The sequence below is a fragment of the Streptomyces sp. NPDC016469 genome, assembly GCF_040632905.1.
GTDB lineage: Bacteria > Actinomycetota > Actinomycetes > Streptomycetales > Streptomycetaceae > Streptomyces.
Genome location: NZ_JBEYCQ010000003.1, coordinates 330122 through 347934 on the forward strand (window position 1 = coordinate 330122; position 17813 = coordinate 347934).

The window sequence follows — 17813 nt, forward strand, 5'->3', positions numbered from 1 at the left end:
ACAGGAGACTTCACCATGACGACCCGCGAGGTCGAGCACGAAATCACTGTCCGGGCCGCCGCCTCCGAGGTCTACCGGCTGCTCGCCGAGGTCGAGAACTGGCCACGCCTCTTCCCGCCCTCCGTCCACGTCGAGCAGCTGGAGGTTGACGGCGACCAGGAGCGCATACGGATCTGGGCCACCGCCAACGGCGAGGCCAAGAGCTGGACCTCCATCCGGGTCCTCGACCCCGAGGGCCTGCGGATCCGCTTCTGGCAGGAGATCCCCGCCCACCCCGTCGCCGAGATGACCGGGACGTGGATCATCGAGCCGCTCGCCGAGGGCGAGACCCGCGTCCGCCTCCTCCACGAGTACCGGGCCGTGGACGACGACCCGGAGAAGCTGGTCTGGATCGACCAGGCCGTCGACCGCAACAGCCGCGCCGAGCTGCCCGGGCTCAAGACCAACCTCGAACTGGGTACCACCGACGCCGAACTGTCCCTCTCGTTCGAGGACTCCGTGCGCGTCGAGGGCTCCGCCAAGGACGTGTACGACTTCCTCAACGAGGCCACGCTCTGGTCCGAGCGGCTTCCGCACGTCGCCGGGGTCCGGCTGACGGAGGAGACCCCCGGCCTCCAGATCCTGCGGCTCGACACCCGCACCAAGGACGGGTCGACCCACACCACCGAGTCCGTCCGGGTCTGCTTCCCGTACCGCCGGATCGCGTACAAACAGACGACGCTGCCCGGACTGCTCACCCTGCACACCGGCTACTGGCAGCTCGACGAGGACGCCGACGGAGTCACCACCGCCACCTCCCAGCACACCGTCGTCCTGAACGCGGAGAGGATCACCGAGATCCTCGGCGAGGACGCGGGTGTCCCGGAGGCCCGCGCCTACATCCGCGACGCCCTCGGCGGCAACAGCCGCGCCACGCTGGGCCACGCCAAGCAGTACGCGGAAGCCCGGCGTTGACCGGGCCGGCGGCCGAGGTCCCGGCGTCCGACGTGGTCGTCGTCGGCGCCGGGCCCGTCGGACTCCTCCTCGCCGGAGAACTGCGCCTGGGCGGTGCCCGGGTGACCGTCCTGGAGCAGCTCGTCGAACCCGCCACGGAGTCCCGGGCGTCCACCCTGCACAGCCGCACCCTGGAGATCCTGGAGGACCGCGGCGTGCTCCGGCGCCTGGGCGCCCTGCCGGACGGCGGGCCCGGCCATTTCGGCGGGCTCCGCCTCGATCTCGCCGAAGCGGAGCCCGGCCACCCGCACGCCGGACAGTGGAAGTGCCCCCAGACCCGGCTGGAGGCCGTCCTGCAGCTCTGGGCCACCGGCCTCGGGGCCCACGTGCGGCGCGGACACCGGGTCACGGGGCTCACGGTCCGTCCCCACCGCGTGGAGGTCGCCCACACCGGCACCGACGGCACCACACACCGCACCACGGCCGCGTTCGTCGTCGGCTGCGACGGCGAGCACAGCACGGTACGGCGGCTCGGCGGCTTCGAACTCGCCGGCGAGGACGGGACGCTGGAGATGCTGCGTGCCGACGTGGCCGGCATCGACGTACCCGACCGCCGCTTCGAACGGCACCCGCAGGGGCTGGCCACGGCGCACCGCTGGCCCGACGGCTCCACCCGGGTGATGGTCCACCTCTTCGGCGCGCCACCGGCCCGGCGCACCGGTCCGCCGTCCTTCGCGGAGGTCACCACCGCCTGGGCCGAGGTGACCGGCGAGGACATCGGCCACGGCACACCGTTGTGGCTGAACGCGTTCGACAACACGAGCCGGCAGGTCACCGCCTACCGGCGCGGCCGGGTCCTGCTCGCCGGTGACGCCGCCCACGTCCAGATGCCGGTGGGCGGCCAGGCGCTCAACCTGGGCCTCCAGGACGCCGCCGCCCTCGGGCCCCGCCTAGCTGCCCGCGTCACCGGCCGCGCCGACGACGACGAGCTCGACGCGTACCACCGCGAACGGCACCCGGTGACCGCCCGCGCCCTCACCGGAATCCGGGCCCAGGCGCGGCTGCTGCTCGGCGGCCCCGAGGTGGACGGCGTGCGTGAGGTCGTCGCCGGACTCCTGCGCCTGGGCACCGTACGCCGCCATCTCGCCCGGGTCGTCACCGGGCTCGACACCCCCCGACCGCCCGCATCCACAGGGAGCTGACCACATGAGCGACAGGCTCGAAGGAAAGACCGCACTCGTCACCGGGTCGAGCCGGGGCATCGGACGCGCCATCGCGATCCGGCTGGCCCGCGAGGGCGCCCTCGTCGCCGTCCACTACGCGCACGACCGGAAGTCGGCCGACGCGACCCTGGCGGCCATCGAGGGAGAGGGCGGCCGCGGCTTCACCGTCCGCGCCGAACTCGGCGTCCCCGGCGACGTCCACGAACTCTTCCTCGGCCTGGAACGCGGGCTGAAGGAGCGGACCGGCGAGACCGCCCTCGACATCCTCGTCAACAACGCGGGTGAGACCACCCAGAACGGCGTCGCCCCCGAGGACGTCACCCCGGAGCAGTTCGACCGCTTCTTCGCCGTCAACGCCAAGGCGCCGTACTTCCTGGTGCAGCGGGCCCTGCCGTCGATTCCCGAGGGGGGCAGGATCGTCAACATCTCCTCGGGCCTGACCCGGGTCGCCAACCCCGAGCAGGTGGCGTACGCCATGACCAAGGGAGCCATCGAGCAGCTCACCCTCCACCTGGCGCGGCAGCTCGCCCCCCGCGGCATCACCATCAACAGCGTGGCGCCCGGGATCACCGACAACGGGAGTCCCGTCTTCGGCATCCCGGAGGCCGTGGCGGAGATGGCCAAGCTGTCCGCCTTCCAGCGCGTGGGAGAGGCCGGGGACGTCGCCGACGTCGTCACCTTCCTCGCCACCGACGAGGCCCGCTGGATCACCGGCTCCTTCGTCGACGCCACCGGCGGCACCCTCCTCGGCTAGGCCGTACCGGCCGTCCCCCTTTCGAAAGGCATCTCTCATGGACGTCGGACTCCTCTTCGACCTGCGCAACCCCGACCAGTGGCACCGGCCCTGGGCAGACCACTACGCGCGGACCCTGGAGTTCTGCGAGGAAGCGGACCGCCGGGGCGCGGGCGGTCTGTGGTTCACCGAACACCACCGCTTCGAGGACGGCTACCTGCCCCAGCCGCTCACCTTCGCGGCGGCCGTCGCCGCACGCACCCGCCGCGCGCGCATCGGCACCTCTGTCGTCCTGCCGGCGCTGCACCACCCCGTCGACATCGCCGAACAGGCCGCGATCGTGGACCTGCTCAGCGGCGGGCGGCTCGAACTCGGCCTCGGGGCCGGCTACCGCGTCCCCGAGTACTCGCTCTTCGACGCCGACTTCGGTCATCGCTTCGCACGGACCGAGGAACGCATGAGGGAGATCCTCCGGCTCTGGCGCGAGCGGGAGATCACTCCCCTGCCGATCCAGGACCCGCCGCCGGTGTGGGGCGGCTTCTACGGGCCGCGGGGCGCCCGGCTGGCCGGGCGGCTGGGCGTCGGACTGCTGCACATCTCCCGTGAACGCTTCGGGCAGTACCGCGAGGGACTGGTCGAAGGCGGTCACGACCCGGAGACCGCTCGCGTGAGCGATCTGCTCCCCCTCCTGCTCTCCCGGGACCCGGAGGCCGCCTGGCACCGCATCGGCCCCCACCTGGTCCACCAGGTGAACTCCTACCGCCAAGGGGCCCTCCAGGGAACCGCTTTCGAAGGCCCGCCGCCACTGACCCTCGAGGAACTGCGCGACCCGGACGCCGAGGACCGGCGCGGACTGCTCGACATCCTCACCCCCGAGGACGCCGCCGTCCGCATCAAGGAGCTGACGGCGGGCCTGCCCGTGAAGCACCTCATCTTCTGGGCGAGCATCGCCGGCATGCCGGACGACCTGGTGGCCGAGAACCTGGAGCTGGTCACCGAACAGCTGCCGCGCCTCCTGCCGTGACCACGACCGAACGTGCTTCCGCCGGGCACGCGTGGGCTCTGCTCCTCGTCCTCTCCGGCAACATGGTCCTGGACGCGACGGAGGTGTCGCTCGTCCTGGTCGCCCTGCCGGTCATCGGGAACGACCTGGGTCTGTCACCGCTGACCGTGCAGTGGCTCATGAGCGGCTTCGCCCTCGGGTTCGCGGCCCTGCTGACCAGCGGGCCGCGGCTCGCCGCCCGGTTCGGCAGAAGGCGCGTCTACTTCGCCGCGATGCTCGGCTTCGCACTCGCGTCGGTCGCGGGCGGGCTGGCGGACGGGCCCGCCCTGCTCATCGCGACCCGGGTGGTCAAGGGTGCGTGCGCCGCCCTCACGGCGCCGATGGGCCTCGCCATCATCGGCACGGCCTACCCCGAGGGGCCGGAGCGGCGCCGTGCCGTCTCGGTGTATTCCGCCTTCGGGGCCGTGGGGTTCACCGCCGGGCTCCTCGTGTCCGGAGCGCTCCTGGAGGCGGGCTGGCGCTGGATCTTCCTCCTGCCGGCTCCCGTCGCCCTCGTCCTCCTGCTGTGGGGGCTGCGGCTCGTCCCGCACGAGGTGACCGCCCGGCCGCCGGCTTCGGCCGCCGACCACGGCGGGCCCCCCGCACCGGGGCCCTCGGAGCGCGACCGCGTACTGCTGCGCACCGGTCTGGGGGCGGCCACTCTGAACGGCACCTACCACGGGCTGCTGTTCCTGCTCACCTTCCAGATGCAGGGTCAGCTCGGTCTGTCGCCGTGGACGGGCGCGCTGGCGCTGTTGCCCGCCTCCGTGCCGCTCGCCGTGTCCGTGCCGTTCGCCGGCTCCCTGGTCCGTCGCCACGGAACGGGTCGGCTCATCGCGCTGGGGGCCGCGGCGCCCCTGCTGGGATACCTGCTCGCCGTGTGGCGGCCCCCTTCGGACGCGTACCTCACCCGCACGCTGCCCGTGCTGCTCCTCGTCGGCGCGGGGTTCGTGCTCTCCTTCGCCGCGCTCAACATGCGGGCCGCCGGGTCCGTGCCGCCATCGCGTCGCGCCACGGCGATCCCGCTCTACCAGATGGCCGTGCAACTCGGCGCGGTCCTGCTGCTCCCGCTCACCGCCTGGCTCCTGACCGCCTTCGACGACCGGCGCCCGGCCCTCGCCGTGCTGGCCGTCGTGTCGGCCGCGGGCCTGGCAGCCGCCCTCCCAGGACTCCGCGACGGACGTCCCGGTCCGCCCTCACGGAAGGAACCCGCATGACCTGCTCCGCGCCATCGCTCCCGCTCGCCGCCACCGTCCGCGAGCAGCCCCATGGGCGCTGACCCCCGGGCCGCCGCCCGGCGCGGCCCCGACATCACGCGCCCGGACGCCACCTCGGTCCACATCACCCACTGGCACGCCCCCGGACGTGACGCCGCCCGCGCCCTGCTGGACGAGGTGTCCGACCGGTGGGCCGCAGCCGTGTGGCCCGACGGCCTGCTCTCGTTCCACGCCTATCTGGATACGGCCGGCGACACGGTCCTCACCTACGTCCAGGCCGCACGGTCCACCGCCCACCAGGACCTCGTCCGGACGCTTCGGGGTCCTGCGGCGGCCGCGGCCGTCTCCTACCGGCTGCACAGCAGCGTCGTCCTGGACGGTACCGGGACACCCCCCGGAGCCGTCGTCGTCGCCACCTTCGACGTAGACGGAGCCGACGCACAGGACCGGATCATCGAGTCCGTGGCGCGGGCCGTCACCGACGCGCCGGCGGAGCAGCGCGAAGGCATGCTCAGCGCCCACTTCCACGCGAGCACGGACGGCAGCCGGGTCCTCAACTACGCGGAGTGGACCAGCGACGAGGCGCACCTGGCCTTCCTGGAGGGCGCGGCCCGCGCGGCCACCCTCCGGGCCACCGGTGCCACCCCCGGCGTACGCCCCATCGGCTTCCGCCGCTTCCACTACCACCACGGCATCACCCCCGACAGGAGCGACACATGACCATCCTGGTGACCGGAGCACGCGGCCGGGTCGGCGCCGCCGTCGTACGCGAACTGCTCGCCGCCGGCGAGAAGGTGCGGGCCGCGAGCGCCGACCCGGCGTCCCTGACGGCACTGCCCGACGAGGTGGAGCGGGTGCGGCTCGACCTGGCCTCACCGCAGCGCCTGCACGAGGTCCTCCACGGCGTGCGGAAGATCTTCCTGTACGCCCAGCCGGCCGGCGCCGCCCGTCTGACCGAGGCCGCGGCGGCGGCCGGGGTCGGGCACATCGTGCTGCTCTCCTCCCTGGCCATCGACGGCCACGGGGCGGACACAAGTCCGATCGCGCAGCAGCACCGGCTCGTCGAGGACGTGCTGCGGGCCTCGGGGATCGGCTGGACGTTCGTCCGGGCCGGCGGGTTCGCCACCAATGCCCTCCAGTGGGCGCAGGACATACGGGAGGGGCGCCCGCTGCGGCTCGCCTATCCCGAGGCCCACAGCGAGCCGATCCACGAGTCGGACATCGCCGCCGTCGCGGTGCGCGCGCTCCTGGACGAGGCCCACCGGGGTGCCACTCTGCGTATCACCGGCCCCCAGTCCCTCTCGGCGCGGCGGCAGGCGGAGCTCGTCGCCGCGGCAGCGGGCCGGGACGTCCTGGTGCGGCTCATCACGCCCGAGGAGTACCGGAAGGAGCTCACCGCGTTCGTGCCCGAACCGGTCGCCGCCACACTCGTCGCGTACCAGGCGGCGCGGGACGGCCGGCCGCAGAGGACGTACGACGACGTGCCTGCCGTGCTGGGCCGCCCGGCGCTCCCCTTCGCACAGTGGGCCGAGGAGAACGCCGAAACCTTCCGCTGAACCGGCCTCCTCCCCTGCGTGAGCGGCGCCCCCCGGCGGGGGGCGCCGCTCACGGCCGTTCCGGGTCTACCACTCGACGGGCAGGCGCGTGACACCTCGCATCACCCGGTTGGTGTTCCACTCCACCTCGTCGGCCGGCACCGCGAGCCGCAGCCCCGGCAGCCGCCGAGCCAGGGTCGCGATGACCGTCTGCAGTTCGAGCCGGGCGAGCGGGGCCGCGGGGCAGTGGTGCGCCCCGTGCCCGAACGCCACGTGCGGGTTGGTCTCCCGGTTGAAGTCCAGCTCCTCCGGGTTCTCGAACACGGTCCCGTCCCGGTTGGCGGAGTCGGTCTGCGCGACCACCGCGTCACCGGCGCGCACCAGTTGTCCGGCGAGCTCGAAGTCCTCCACGGCGATCCGCGAGAACGGCGCCACGCTGGTGGCGAGGGGGGTGTACCGCAGCAGTTCCTCGACCGCCGCGGGAACCAGGGCCGGGTCCTTGACCAGGGACTCCCACAGCGGGGGCCGGGACAGCAGGGTGTAGAGGAAGTTGCCGGTCTGGTTGGCCGTCGTCTCGTGTCCGGCGGTGAGCAGATCCACGGCGAACACACCGAGTTCGCCCTCGGTCAGCCGGTCGCCGCCCTCGCGGGAGGTGACCAGACGGCTGAGCAGGTCGTCGCCGGGCGCGGCGATCCGGCGCGCGATCAGCTCCCGCAGGTAGCCGTCGAGGCTGTCCCGCGCTGCCTGGATGGTTGCGGGATCGGCGACCGTGAGCGCCATCATGGCGTCGGTCCACTCGCGGAACCGGCCGCGGTCCTCCTCCGGTATGCCGAAGGTCTCGCAGATGACCGTGATGCCCATGGGCCAGGCCAGCCCGGTGGCCAGGTCGGCGGGGGGACCCGACTCCTCCAGGGCGTCCACGAGGGAGTCGATGATCGCCTCCACCCGCGGCCGGACGGCGGCCACCTGACGTGCGGTGAACGCCTTCGCGGCGAGCCGGCGCAGGCGCGTGTGCTCAGGCGGGTCCATGCTGAGGAGGGAGTCGGCCTGCTGGATCAGCGGGCTGGACCGGGGGACGTCCTTGCCGACGGCGGCGGCCCTGCTCAGCCGGGTGTCGGAGAGCGCGGCGCGCACGTCCGCGTACCGGGTCACCAGCCAGGCGTCCCCGCCGTGCGGCATCGTGACCCGGGTGACGGGCTCCTCGCTCCGCAACCTGGCGTAGGCCGGATCGAGTTCGAGGCGTTCGGAGGTGAAGGCGGAGGAGTGGTAAGGGCAGGAGGAGAGGGAATTCCCGGAATCGGTCGTCGTCATCGGATGGTCTCCGTCTGTGAGGTGAACCGGTGCGCGAACCCTGCCGACTCTAGATTCCGCCGCTTTCCGTCCCGGTCAGCCGGTTCATCACATCTCGACAATTCGTTGTCAGGAAAAGGAAAACCGGCGGCGCAGGGGTGGTGGCGGGCCGACGGGTCAAGGAATCCGCCGGCCCACCGCGGGATTCACTCGTGTCCGACCCTGAACCCCACACCGCGTACGGTCCTTATCCAGCTGCTCCGGCCCAACTTGCTGCGCAGGGAGCTGACATGGGTGTCGACGGTGCGGGTCGCCCTGGGCCCGAGCACATGCGGCATCGGGTCCTCCCAGATCTCGGTCATCAGCCGTTGCCGGCTGACCACGCTCTCGGAGTGCCGGGCGAGATAGTAGAGCAGGTCGAATTCCTTGCGGGTGAGATCGACGGGACTTCCGCGCAACAGGACCTCGCGGGACGCGGCATTGATGCGCAGCGTTCCGATCGAGAGGACCGTCAGGGACTCCTTTAATCCCGGCCGGGCATGCCTGCGCCTGGTCACGGCCTCGATGCGCGCCACCAGTTCGCGGAATTCGTAGGGTTTGTCGAGGCAGTCGTCCGCGCCGGTGCGCAGGGCCAGGACGCGGTCGAGTTCGCTGCCGCTGTCCGTGAACGTGATGACCGGGGTCTCCGCGTCCTCGCGGATGCGCCGGCAGACTTCCAGGCCGTCGATGTCGGGCAGGTCGAGGTCGAGCAGGACGAAGTCCGCACCACGATGTGCGTCCAGTGCCGCCGTTCCGCTGCTGACGGAGGCGACGCCGTACCCGTGGCGTTCCAGTGCCCGGGTCAGTTCGCCGTCGCTGTTGTGTGAGTCCTCCACCACGAGAATCTGCACGATGTCTCCCTTGATCCGATCGGGTGCGCGCACGGAGACGATGTTCTCCGCGCGGCCCGGGATCCGATGGCACGTGTCGAGGGTCTTAAAGAAGCGTTCACGGAAGTTCACGACCGCTTCGCGTACGACCGCTCGAACCTGCCAGTACGTGTCAACTCATGAATCCGACACGGGATTTGACACCCCGTAAGCTCCCAGGAAGACTCCGACCGCCGAGCGGGCCACCTGCCGGATCTCCGCCTCCGGCACGGCTCGCGTGCCGAGCCCGGACCGGGCCTCCATCGGACCGGTCAGCAGGGCGAGGAAGTGCTCGGCCGCCTCCGCCGGATCGCAGGACCTCAGCCGGCCGGACAGGGCGAGCCGCGCCAGCCGGTCGGCCAGCGCCTCCTTGAGCCGGCTCGCACCACGCCCCCAGACGATCTCCAGCAGGTCGGGGAACTGGCCGATCTCCGCGTAGAGCAGGCGCCGCAGCGCCCAGGACTGCTCGTTGCAACATCGCAACAGCAAGCGGTGCGCCAGGTCTTCGAGCCGGGCGGCCTCGGCGCCGTCCGGCACCTCGGCACCCGCGCCGCCCTCGGCGGTGAACAGCTCCACGACGGCGAGGTTCTGAGCCATCACGTCGTCGGCCGCGGCCTCCATCGCGCTGCGGAAGACGTTCTGCTTGTCACCGAGGTGGTTGTAGACCGTGTGCTTGGCGACACCCGCGACCTCGGCGATCTCCTCCATACAGGCACGGGCGTAGCCCCGCTGGGCGAAGACGGTGAATGCGGCGCCCAGGATCGCCTGCCGCTTGTCGATGCGGCCTCGCGACGGGGCCTTGGGGGTACTCGTTCCGCTCACTCCGCCATCGTACCCACCGGCTCGCAGAAATGCACCAGCGAGTGTAAACAAGTGCCCCGTCGCGTTGAAAACGAACGCATGGGTGTCCTACTCTGCACCCGCCAGTGCAATTCTCACTCGATCTCACCGGAGACAGTCATGGCGCATGCACAGGACGAACGTCTGGATCCCGCCCTGCGGCGGCTGATCGGCGTGATCCTGTTGGGCGGGATCATGGGAATACTCGACGGCTCGATGATCGCCGTCGCGGCCGACACCCTCGCCCGGGACTTCGATACCTCGCTGTCCACCATCAGCTGGGTGTCCACCAGCTATCTGCTCGCGCTCACCGTCTCGATCCCCGTCACCACGTGGGCGGTCGACCGGTTCGGTGGACGCCGGCTGTGGCTGCTCGGCCTCGTCGTCTTCCTCGTCGGCTCGGTCGCCTCCGGCCTCGCCTGGAACGCACCCAGCCTCATCGTCTTCCGCGTCGTGCAGGGCCTGGGGGCCGGTCTGCTCGACCCGCTGATGCTCACGCTGCTCGCCCGCGCCTCGGGGCCCGCACGCGCCGGACGCGTCATGGGGCTGATGGGGATCGTCGGGTCCAGCGGCCCGGTGTTCGGGCCGGTCGTCGGTGGCATCATCCTCCAGGGCACCGGCTGGCGCTGGATGTTCCTGGTCAACGTCCCCATCGGCCTCGTCGCCCTGGCCCTCGCCCTCAGGTTCGTGCCCAAGGACTCCCCCGCCGGGAAGCCGTCCGCCGGCAGGCTCGACATCCTCGGCCTCGCCCTGATCGGACCGGGGGTGGCAGCCGGTGTCCTCGCGCTCTCACAGGCCGCCGAACAGGCCGCGTTCGCCGTCCCGTCGGTGCTGGTGCCCCTGGCGCTGTCCCTCGTACTGCTGGGCGGATACGGGTTCCACGCCCTGCGACGACGCGGCACGGATGCGGCCGCACCTCTCATCGACCTGAGCCTGTTCAAGCGCGGCAGCTTCGCCGCCAGCGTGACGGTCGGCTCGCTCGTCGGCCTCGCCACGTTCGCCAGCCTCTTCGCCCTGCCCCTCTACCACCAGCAGGTCCAGGGACGGAGCACCTTCGAGGCAGCCCTGCTGCTCGCCCCGCTCGGCATCGGGTCGGCCCTGTCCATGCCGGTTACCGGCCGGCTCTCGGACCGGGTCGGCTCGCGGAGCCTCGTATGGGCGGGCGGTGCTCTCGCGCTGCTGAGCGCGCTGGCCTTCACCCGTATTGGGGCGGACACGTCCGAAGTGTGGCCGGCCGTCGCCGCGTTCACCATCGGCGTGGGTCTCGGCGCGGTCGGCGCCCCCACGATCGCCTCCCTCTACCGCACCCTGCCCGCCCCCTTGGTGCCGCAGGGGAGCTCGGTGCTCTACATGCTCAACCAGCTCGGGGCGTCGATCGGCATCGCCGTCGTGGCGCTCGTGATGCAGACCGCGGGCGACGGGGACCCGGTCCGCGGATTCCACGCCGCGTACTGGACGGTGTCCGTGGTGCTCGTCCTCGTCCTGGGTGCGGCGACCCTGCTGCCGGGCCGCCCCGCGCCCGCAGGCGCCCCGTCCGCCGGAAGCCCGCCCGCGGAGGCCCCGTCCGTGGAGGTCCCCACCGCATCCGTTCGAACGCTGGGAGAGGGCGAATGAGCACTCTGGTCATCGCCGGTGGCACCGACGGCATCGGGAAGGCTCTGGCCGAGGTGTACCTGGGGCGGGGCGACACGGTGGTCGTCATCGGCCGGAACCCCGAGAAGGGCCGCCGGTTCCTCGACGGCGCGGGTGCGGCGGGCGCCGCCGGGCGGGCCTTCTTCGTCACGGCCGACCTCAGCCTGCTGAAGGAGACCTCACGTGCCGCCGAGGAGATCCGCGCCGCGTTCCCGACGGTGGACGCGCTGGTGTTCTGCGCCCGCCATTACCGTTTCCGGCGCACGGAGACCGCGGAGGGGTACGAGGAGAACTTCGCGCTCTTCTATCTGAGCCGCCACGTGCTGGGCCAGGCCCTCGCCGGGCCGCTCTCCCGGGCACGGCATCCGGTCGTCGTCAACGTGGCCGGTCCGGGCGCCGGGCTCGACATCGTCCAGTGGGACGATCTGCAGCTCAGCCGCGGCTACCACGGCGGGGCCGCGCTCGGTCACGGTGGAAAGCTCAACGACCTCCTGGGCGTCTCCTACGCCGAGGAGCACGGCCCGGCCGGGATCCGTTACGTGCTGATCCACCCCGGGGTCACGGCGACCGGCTTCTCCGGTGAGTACGACCGCGCGACACTCGCTCACATCCGGTCGATGCAAGCGCACGCGAAGCCCGTCGAGGCAGCGTTGCCACCGATCACCGACGCCATCGACAAACCCCCCGCCGAAGCGCTCAGCGCCTACGTCGAAGGCCGTCGCATTCCGGTCGACACCCCCGACTTCGACCCGGGTGCCGCCCGCCGGCTGCGCGACCTCACCGACCGCCTCCTGGCGGGGAGTTGACACTCCTGACGAAGACCTGAAACGGCGGCCCTGGGAATCGGAGGACGCCGGACGGAGACTGAGAGGGGCCCTCACCTCCCGCCCCTCCCGCCCCCCGACTCCCAGGAGCCGCCACCATGCCCTACGTGTCCGCCGACCCCGTACGGGCCGTTCTCGACGATCCGCGCAGCGCGGCCGTACTCGTCACCACCGTCGCCACGCTGGGACCGGACCATACCCGGCGGACCGCCGAGCAGGCCGTCGCCGCCGCGCGTCGCGCACCGTGGCCGCGCGGGCTGCTCTCCCTGACCGTGTACACCAGCGGTGACGACGACTCCGTCCTCACCTACGCCCAGTGGGACGCCGAAGACCGGATTCCGGCCACCGGCTCTCCGGACGGAGCGGGCACCGTCTCCCGGGTGTTCCGGCACTACCGCACGGTCCGTGGCACCGCCGTGGAGGAGCCGGCGCCCGTCCCGGAGTCCTTCCCGGCGGCGTTCTTCCCCGCCGAGAACGAGCAGGCCGCCCGCGCCTGGCTCGACGGGCTGCTCGCGGGGGAAGAGCGGACGGAGGGCGACGACCGGGCCTACCCCGGCGCCATTGCCGCGCACCTCCACATCGCCGCGGACGGTGGCCAGGTGCTCAGCTTTTCCGAGTGGATCGCGGAGGAGCCGGCCGTCGCCCACATCGAGGCGGTGTGGGCCCCGGTGCTCAAGGACTTCGGCGGTACCGGCAGCCTCTACCGCCACCACCGCACCCTCCTGCCCTCGGACGCGACCGCTCCGCGATGAGACAGCTGCCGCGGGGCGGCGGAACACCCCGGCCCTGCCGCGAAACTACGATGATGACGCGGCGGTGATGGAAGGGCCGGGGGGCTTGGTGGAGCGGTACGAGATCGAGACGTTCCTGACGCTGGCGGACGAACTGCACTTCGCGCGGACCGCGGAACGGTTGCGCGTATCGCCCGGTCGGGTCAGCCAGACGGTCAAGGCGCTGGAACGGCGCGTCGGCGGCCCGTTGTTCGAACGCTCGAGCCGCCGTGTCACCCTCACCCCGGTCGGCCGGCAGCTCCGCGAGGACCTGCTGCCCGCGTACCGGCAGATCCAGCGTGCCTTTGCCGACGCGACGGCGGCCCATGCCGGCATGCTTGGCGCGCTGCGGGTCGGCTTCACCGCCCCGTGGAGCGGGGAACTCCTCATCAAGGCCGGTGACGCCTTCACCGCGCACCACCCCGCGTGCACGGTCGAGCTGCTGGACGTGACGTACAACGCCGCCATCGCCGCGCTGAGGAACAAGCAGGTCGATCTGGTGGTCGCCGAGCCGCCCGTGGAAGAACCCGATGTCGTCGTCGGCCCGGTGCTGTTCTCCGAGCGCCGTGCGCTGGTCGTTCCCTCGGGCCACCCGCTGGCGCGGCGGGCCACGGTGTCTCAGGAGGCGCTGGCCGAGCTGCCTCTGATAACGGCCGCAGGGGTGTCGAAGGCGTTCTGCGCGTCGTTCTTCCCCACCCGCACACCGGGCGGCCTGCCGATCGGGCACGGCCCGGCGGCGAGCGGCTGGCAGGGCATCCTGGCGCTGGTCGGAGCCGGGAAGGGGCCACCGTGGCGACCGTCGCCGCCGGCACGTACCGCGTCCGGCCCGACGTCGCCTACGTGCCCTTCGATGACGCGAGGCCCGTCGACTACGCGCTGATGTGGCGCACCGGTGACCGGCCCTCGGAGCTGTCGGCCTTCATCAGGACCGTCGTCGGGCTCGCCCCGCCGGCCGCCCGGTCCTCGTGCGGCTGATGACCGGGCGGGCGACGATCCGGGGCACGTTCCGGACGAACAGCACCGGCGTGACCGCGGTCGCGGCGGCGAAGAGGCCGAACGCTAGGCGCATGCCGCCCAGTTCGGCCACGAGGCCCACCACGGCCGCGCCCAGGGGCATGGCGCCGAAGTTGAAGAGGCGGGACGCCGCACCGTAGCGGCCGAGCATCTCGTCCGGGACCCTGTGCTGCGTGAGAGTGCGGGCGTTGACCGACCAGAGGGTGCCGCCCATGCCGCCGAGGAAGGCGCCGGCCGCCACCGCCCAGAGGCTCGTGGTGATGGCGGGCAGCGCCACCATCGCGATGGTTCCGATGAGGTCGGCGAACATCGCGCGGCGGGCGCCGAGGACCCGGTTGACCCAGGTCACCGCCAGAGCCCCGGTCAGGCCGCCGACGCCGAGGGCGCTGAGCAGGATGCCGTACTCACGGGAGCCGAGCCCCATGGCCCGCTGGGCGTAGAGCGGCATGAGGGCCAGCCAGGCCCCCCAGACGGCGGAGAGCACGGCGACGACCACGGACAGGGTGCGCAGCAGGCGGTCGTTCCAGAGGAAACGCACGCCCTCGGCGATGCGGCTGTTGACCGATGCGGGTGCCGTGTCCGGGGCGGGCGCGGCGGGGCGGAAGCGGCCGACGAGCAGGAGCAGGGACAGGGCGGCGAGGGCGTAGGAGGCGCCGGTCACACCCAGGGCGAGGCCGGTTCCGGCGGCCAGGAGCAGCCCGCCGACGAAGGGGCCGGCGAATTCCTGCCCCACGGTCTCCGCGCCCACCATCCAGGCGTTGACCCGTTCGCGCCCGGCAAGCGGCACCGCGGCCGGGACCAGGGCGGATGCCGAGGTCGAGGCCGCCACGTCGGCGACGCCGAGGATCGCGCCGGCGGCGAAGAGAACGGGGAGCGCGACGCCACCGGTGAGGGCGGCGACGGTGAGCCAGGCCATCGCGGCCACGCGCATGCCGTTCGCCGTCCAGAGCAGCCGGCGGCGGTCGAAGCGGTCCACGAGGACGCCGATGTGCAGGGCGGTGAGGAGCCACGGCAGGGTGAGGGTCAGGGAGACGGCGGTGACCTGCGCCGGTGAGCCGGTGAGCTGGGCGGCGAGCAGGGGCAGCGCCATCTTCATCACACCGTCGGCGAGGTTGGTCGCGGCGGTGAAGGCGACCAGGACGGCGGTGTTACGGCGCCCGAAGCGTGTCCGGATGTCGTGCTGCGTGGTCGCGGTGCCCGTCTGTTCGGGCGCTGTTGTGGTCATGGCCGTCCATCCCCTGCGTGTCTCGGCAACCCATCTCACCGGCTAACGCGTTAGCCGGTGAGAGCACTGTGCCCCACACCGCCCATGCTGCGCAACCGGTAAAGCCGTTAGCCGGTAGAATGGTGGGGTGTGGAGGGAGTGACGCTCATGCTGGAGCAGCCGGACCCGGCCGTCCTGGTCGAAGCCTTCGCCAACACGGTCGACGTGGAGGAGGCGAGCGACGAGATCGCCACCGCCGCCGGATTGTCCGTCTGGCTCGCGGGACGCGGTCTGCTCGACGCCCCGGTGGAGGTCGGGGCGGACGTGCACGCCGACTACCTCGCCCTGCGCGCGGGCCTCAGGGAGGAGCTGGGCGCGCACGTGGGCGACAGCCCCGACCCCGCGCTGCTCGCCGCCGCCGAGCGGGTGCTCGCCGCGCACCCGGTGCTGGTCACCGCCGGAGGCACGCTCACCGCCGCCCCGGGACTGCCCCCGGAGCGCCGGCCCCTGACCGCTTTGGCCATCGCGTGGAACGAACTGGTCACCACAGGCGACGCGGCCCGGCTCAAGCGCTGCGCGGAGCACACCTGTGCCTGGGCGTTCTGGGACGTCTCGAAGAACCGCAGCCGCCGCTGGTGCTCGATGAAGGTGTGCGGCAACCGCAACAAATCCCGCACCTACGCCACCCGGAAGCGGCAGGCCGTCTGACGACGCGCCCCGCCGGGCTCGTCAGGAATCGAGAAGCACGGGCCATCGGGGCATACCTAGCCTGCTCGACATGGACATCTCACCCACACCGGATACCTCCGGGACGCGTGCGCGCACCGAGGCACGGCGCCCGACCGACGTGGCGCGGCTGCGCCGCGTACGCGACCTGATCGACCGGACCTACGCCGCACCGCTGGACGTGCTGGCGCTCGCGCGCGGGGCGGACATGGCTCCCGGCTGCCTCAGCCGGCGGTTCCGGACCGTCTACGGGCAATCCCCGTACGCCTATCTGACGGCGCGTCGCGTGGACCGCGCGACGCTGCTGCTTCGGGGTGATCTCGGCGTCGACGCCGTGGGCGCGGCGGTCGGGTGCGCTACGCCGGGGATATTCACCGCCCGCTTCACCGAACTGGTCGGCCTGGCGCCGGAGCGCTTCCGCCGCCTCGCGGAGGACGCGGCGACCACCGCGGACACGGCCGTCGGCGCGGCGGTGGCGCCCGGCATCGAAGGGCTGCCGGCCTGCCTGGCGCAGCGGGTCGCGAGAGCGGTCAGGAATCAAGAAGCCCAGGCACCGGCCCGGCCCCTAACGTGAAGTTCATGAACACCACCACTGACACCAAGCCCCCCACCTCGCTCTCCTCCGTCACCCTTGAGGTGGCCGATATCGAGGCGGCCCGCCGCTTCTACGCCGCCTTCGGTGTGGACACGCACATCCGGCTGCGGGCCCGCGAGGCCCAGGACACCGGATTCCGTGGCTTCACCCTGGCGCTCACCGTGTCCGGGCCGGCCACGGTCGACGGCTTCGTCGCCGCCGCGGTCGACGCCGGCGCCACCGTGCTGAAGCCGGCCGCCAAGTCGCTGTGGGGGTACGGCGGCGTCGTACAGGCCCCGGACGGGACGATCTGGAAGATCGCCACCTCGTCCAAGAAGGACACCGGTCCCGCCACCCGCGAGATCGACGAGTTCGTCCTGCTGCTCGGCGTGCAGGACGTGAAGGCCACCAAGCAGTTCTACGTGGACCGGGGTCTGGCCGTCGGCAAGAGTTTCGGCGGGAAGTACGCCGAGTTCCTGCCGGGTGAGTCCTCCCCCGTCAAGCTGGCCCTGTACAAGCGTCGCGCCCTCGCCAAGGACCTCGGCGTCCCGGACGAGGCGGCCGGCTCCCACCGGATCGTCCTCGGCAGCACGGCCGGCGCCTTCACCGACCCGGACGGCTTCGCCTGGGAGCCCACCGCCCCCGCCGGCCGCGCCTGACCCCGCACGCCCGCTCCGCTCTTCCCCGTACGAAAGGAACCCCTGCCATGCCGACCTCGAAGTCCACCGAGAACTACAGCGGATTCACCGCCGAGGAACGGGCCGCGATGAAGGACCACGCGCGCGAGGAGAAGAAGGCGGCCTCACGGCGCGGCGCCTCACGGGCCGAGAAGGAGGCGGCGGCGGAACAGGACGTCCTCGCGAAGATCGCCGAGATGCAGGATGCCGACCGCGCCCTCGCGGAGCGCGTCCACAAGATCATCAGGGAGGCGGCTCCGGAACTCGCGCCGAAGCTCTGGTACGGCATGCCGGCGTACGCCAGGGACGGAAAGGTCGTCTGCCACTTCCAGAGCGCGGAGAAGTTCAAGTCGAGGTACGCGACGCTGGGCTTCAGCGATCAGGCCGCGCTGGACGACGGCGCGATGTGGCCGGCCGCGTACGCCCTGACCGAGCTGACCGCCGCCGCGGAGGAGCGGATCACCGCGCTCGTCCGCAAGGCGGTGGGCTGAGCTTGCAGCAGGGCGATCTCCGAGAAGTCGAAGATCGCGAAGAAGAAGGCCCACATGCCGGAGAGCAGCGCGTAGCGGGCGCGGCGCCCGCTCGGCGAGCCCGGGAAAGGGTACGCCGCTGCCGCGCCAGCGCGCCGCGCGTACCGCCGCCTCCCGCAACGCGTCCGCCGCGCTGCGCCG

The 17813-nt window shown here is 72.2% G+C and carries 19 protein-coding genes and 1 pseudogene; 15 read left to right on the forward strand and 5 right to left on the reverse strand.

Going from position 1 to position 17813, the window contains the following annotated elements:
* The first annotated feature begins 15 nt into the window (after positions 1-15).
* From ABZ565_RS05180 to ABZ565_RS05210, 7 genes are read left to right on the forward strand one after another with little or no spacing between them, the layout of a single operon-like run.
* Positions 16-954, forward strand: coding sequence for an aromatase/cyclase (locus tag ABZ565_RS05180; protein WP_361020585.1), 939 nt, complete (start codon positions 16-18; stop codon positions 952-954).
* Complete coding sequence (locus ABZ565_RS05185; RefSeq protein ID WP_361020587.1) at positions 951-2135, forward strand: FAD-dependent monooxygenase; 1185 nt, start codon at positions 951-953, stop codon at positions 2133-2135. Before ABZ565_RS05180 ends, ABZ565_RS05185 begins: the two co-directional genes overlap by 4 nt.
* 4 nt (positions 2136-2139) lie before the next feature.
* Positions 2140-2910 carry an SDR family oxidoreductase gene (locus ABZ565_RS05190; protein ID WP_361020589.1) on the forward strand — a complete coding sequence of 257 codons (771 nt, stop codon included), beginning with the start codon at positions 2140-2142 and terminating at the stop codon, positions 2908-2910.
* 37 nt (positions 2911-2947) lie between these two features.
* The gene (locus tag ABZ565_RS05195; protein ID WP_361020591.1) at positions 2948-3913 is read left to right on the forward strand and encodes an LLM class flavin-dependent oxidoreductase; all 966 of its coding nucleotides are present in this window, start codon (positions 2948-2950) and stop codon (positions 3911-3913) included.
* On the forward strand, positions 3910-5148 hold the full coding sequence (locus tag ABZ565_RS05200) for an MFS transporter (protein WP_361020593.1): 1239 nt from the start codon (positions 3910-3912) through the stop codon (positions 5146-5148). Before ABZ565_RS05195 ends, ABZ565_RS05200 begins: the two co-directional genes overlap by 4 nt.
* A 51-nt stretch (positions 5149-5199) precedes the next feature.
* Positions 5200-5868: an antibiotic biosynthesis monooxygenase gene (locus ABZ565_RS05205; RefSeq protein WP_361020595.1), complete on the forward strand. Its 669-nt coding sequence runs from the start codon at positions 5200-5202 to the stop codon at positions 5866-5868.
* Positions 5865-6704, forward strand: coding sequence for an NAD(P)H-binding protein (locus ABZ565_RS05210; protein ID WP_361020597.1), 840 nt, complete (start codon positions 5865-5867; stop codon positions 6702-6704). Before ABZ565_RS05205 ends, ABZ565_RS05210 begins: the two co-directional genes overlap by 4 nt.
* A gap of 66 nt (positions 6705-6770) precedes the next feature.
* Here the strand turns inward: ABZ565_RS05210 and ABZ565_RS05215 are convergent, their stop codons facing one another.
* The 3 genes from ABZ565_RS05215 to ABZ565_RS05225 form a co-directional block, all read right to left on the reverse strand.
* Positions 6771-7994 (reverse strand): cytochrome P450, encoded by a 1224-nt coding sequence (locus ABZ565_RS05215; protein WP_361020599.1) that lies wholly within the window; start codon positions 7992-7994, stop codon positions 6771-6773.
* Positions 7995-8179: 185 nt separating this feature from the next.
* Positions 8180-8896: a response regulator transcription factor gene (locus ABZ565_RS05220; protein ID WP_361020601.1), complete on the reverse strand. Its 717-nt coding sequence runs from the start codon at positions 8894-8896 to the stop codon at positions 8180-8182.
* A 123-nt stretch (positions 8897-9019) separates the two neighbouring features.
* Complete coding sequence (locus ABZ565_RS05225) at positions 9020-9703, reverse strand: TetR/AcrR family transcriptional regulator (RefSeq protein WP_361020603.1); 684 nt, start codon at positions 9701-9703, stop codon at positions 9020-9022.
* 138 nt (positions 9704-9841) lie between these two features.
* On the opposite strand from ABZ565_RS05225, the gene ABZ565_RS05230 reads away from it, so the two are divergent.
* The 4 genes from ABZ565_RS05230 (at position 9842) to ABZ565_RS05245 (ending at position 13827) form a co-directional block, all read left to right on the forward strand.
* Entirely contained in the window at positions 9842-11335 is a 1494-nt protein-coding gene (locus ABZ565_RS05230) for a DHA2 family efflux MFS transporter permease subunit (protein WP_361020605.1), read from the forward strand.
* Positions 11332-12159: an SDR family NAD(P)-dependent oxidoreductase gene (locus tag ABZ565_RS05235; RefSeq protein WP_361020607.1), complete on the forward strand. Its 828-nt coding sequence runs from the start codon at positions 11332-11334 to the stop codon at positions 12157-12159. Before ABZ565_RS05230 ends, ABZ565_RS05235 begins: the two co-directional genes overlap by 4 nt.
* 116 nt (positions 12160-12275) lie before the next feature.
* Positions 12276-12929 carry a hypothetical protein gene (locus ABZ565_RS05240; RefSeq protein WP_361020609.1) on the forward strand — a complete coding sequence of 218 codons (654 nt, stop codon included), beginning with the start codon at positions 12276-12278 and terminating at the stop codon, positions 12927-12929.
* Between the two features lie 88 nt (positions 12930-13017).
* Positions 13018-13827: a LysR family transcriptional regulator gene (locus tag ABZ565_RS05245; RefSeq protein ID WP_361020647.1), complete on the forward strand. Its 810-nt coding sequence runs from the start codon at positions 13018-13020 to the stop codon at positions 13825-13827.
* Between the two features lie 42 nt (positions 13828-13869).
* Here ABZ565_RS05245 and ABZ565_RS05250 read toward each other — a convergent pair whose 3' ends face one another.
* Complete coding sequence (locus ABZ565_RS05250) at positions 13870-15186, reverse strand: MFS transporter (protein ID WP_361020611.1); 1317 nt, start codon at positions 15184-15186, stop codon at positions 13870-13872.
* A gap of 147 nt (positions 15187-15333) precedes the next feature.
* Between ABZ565_RS05250 and ABZ565_RS05255 the strand changes: the two genes are divergently transcribed.
* From ABZ565_RS05255 to ABZ565_RS05270, 4 genes are all read left to right on the forward strand, one after another.
* Positions 15334-15873, forward strand: coding sequence for a CGNR zinc finger domain-containing protein (locus ABZ565_RS05255; protein WP_361020613.1), 540 nt, complete (start codon positions 15334-15336; stop codon positions 15871-15873).
* Positions 15874-15943: 70 nt separating this feature from the next.
* On the forward strand, positions 15944-16465 hold the full coding sequence (locus tag ABZ565_RS05260) for an AraC family transcriptional regulator (RefSeq protein WP_361020615.1): 522 nt from the start codon (positions 15944-15946) through the stop codon (positions 16463-16465).
* Between the two features lie 5 nt (positions 16466-16470).
* Positions 16471-17124: a glyoxalase gene (locus ABZ565_RS05265; protein WP_361020617.1), complete on the forward strand. Its 654-nt coding sequence runs from the start codon at positions 16471-16473 to the stop codon at positions 17122-17124.
* A gap of 47 nt (positions 17125-17171) precedes the next feature.
* Entirely contained in the window at positions 17172-17633 is a 462-nt protein-coding gene (locus tag ABZ565_RS05270; RefSeq protein ID WP_361020619.1) for a DUF1801 domain-containing protein, read from the forward strand.
* An 84-nt stretch (positions 17634-17717) separates the two neighbouring features.
* Here ABZ565_RS05270 and ABZ565_RS05275 read toward each other — a convergent pair.
* Positions 17718-17813: pseudogene (locus ABZ565_RS05275) on the reverse strand (DUF4439 domain-containing protein); the annotation flags it as partial.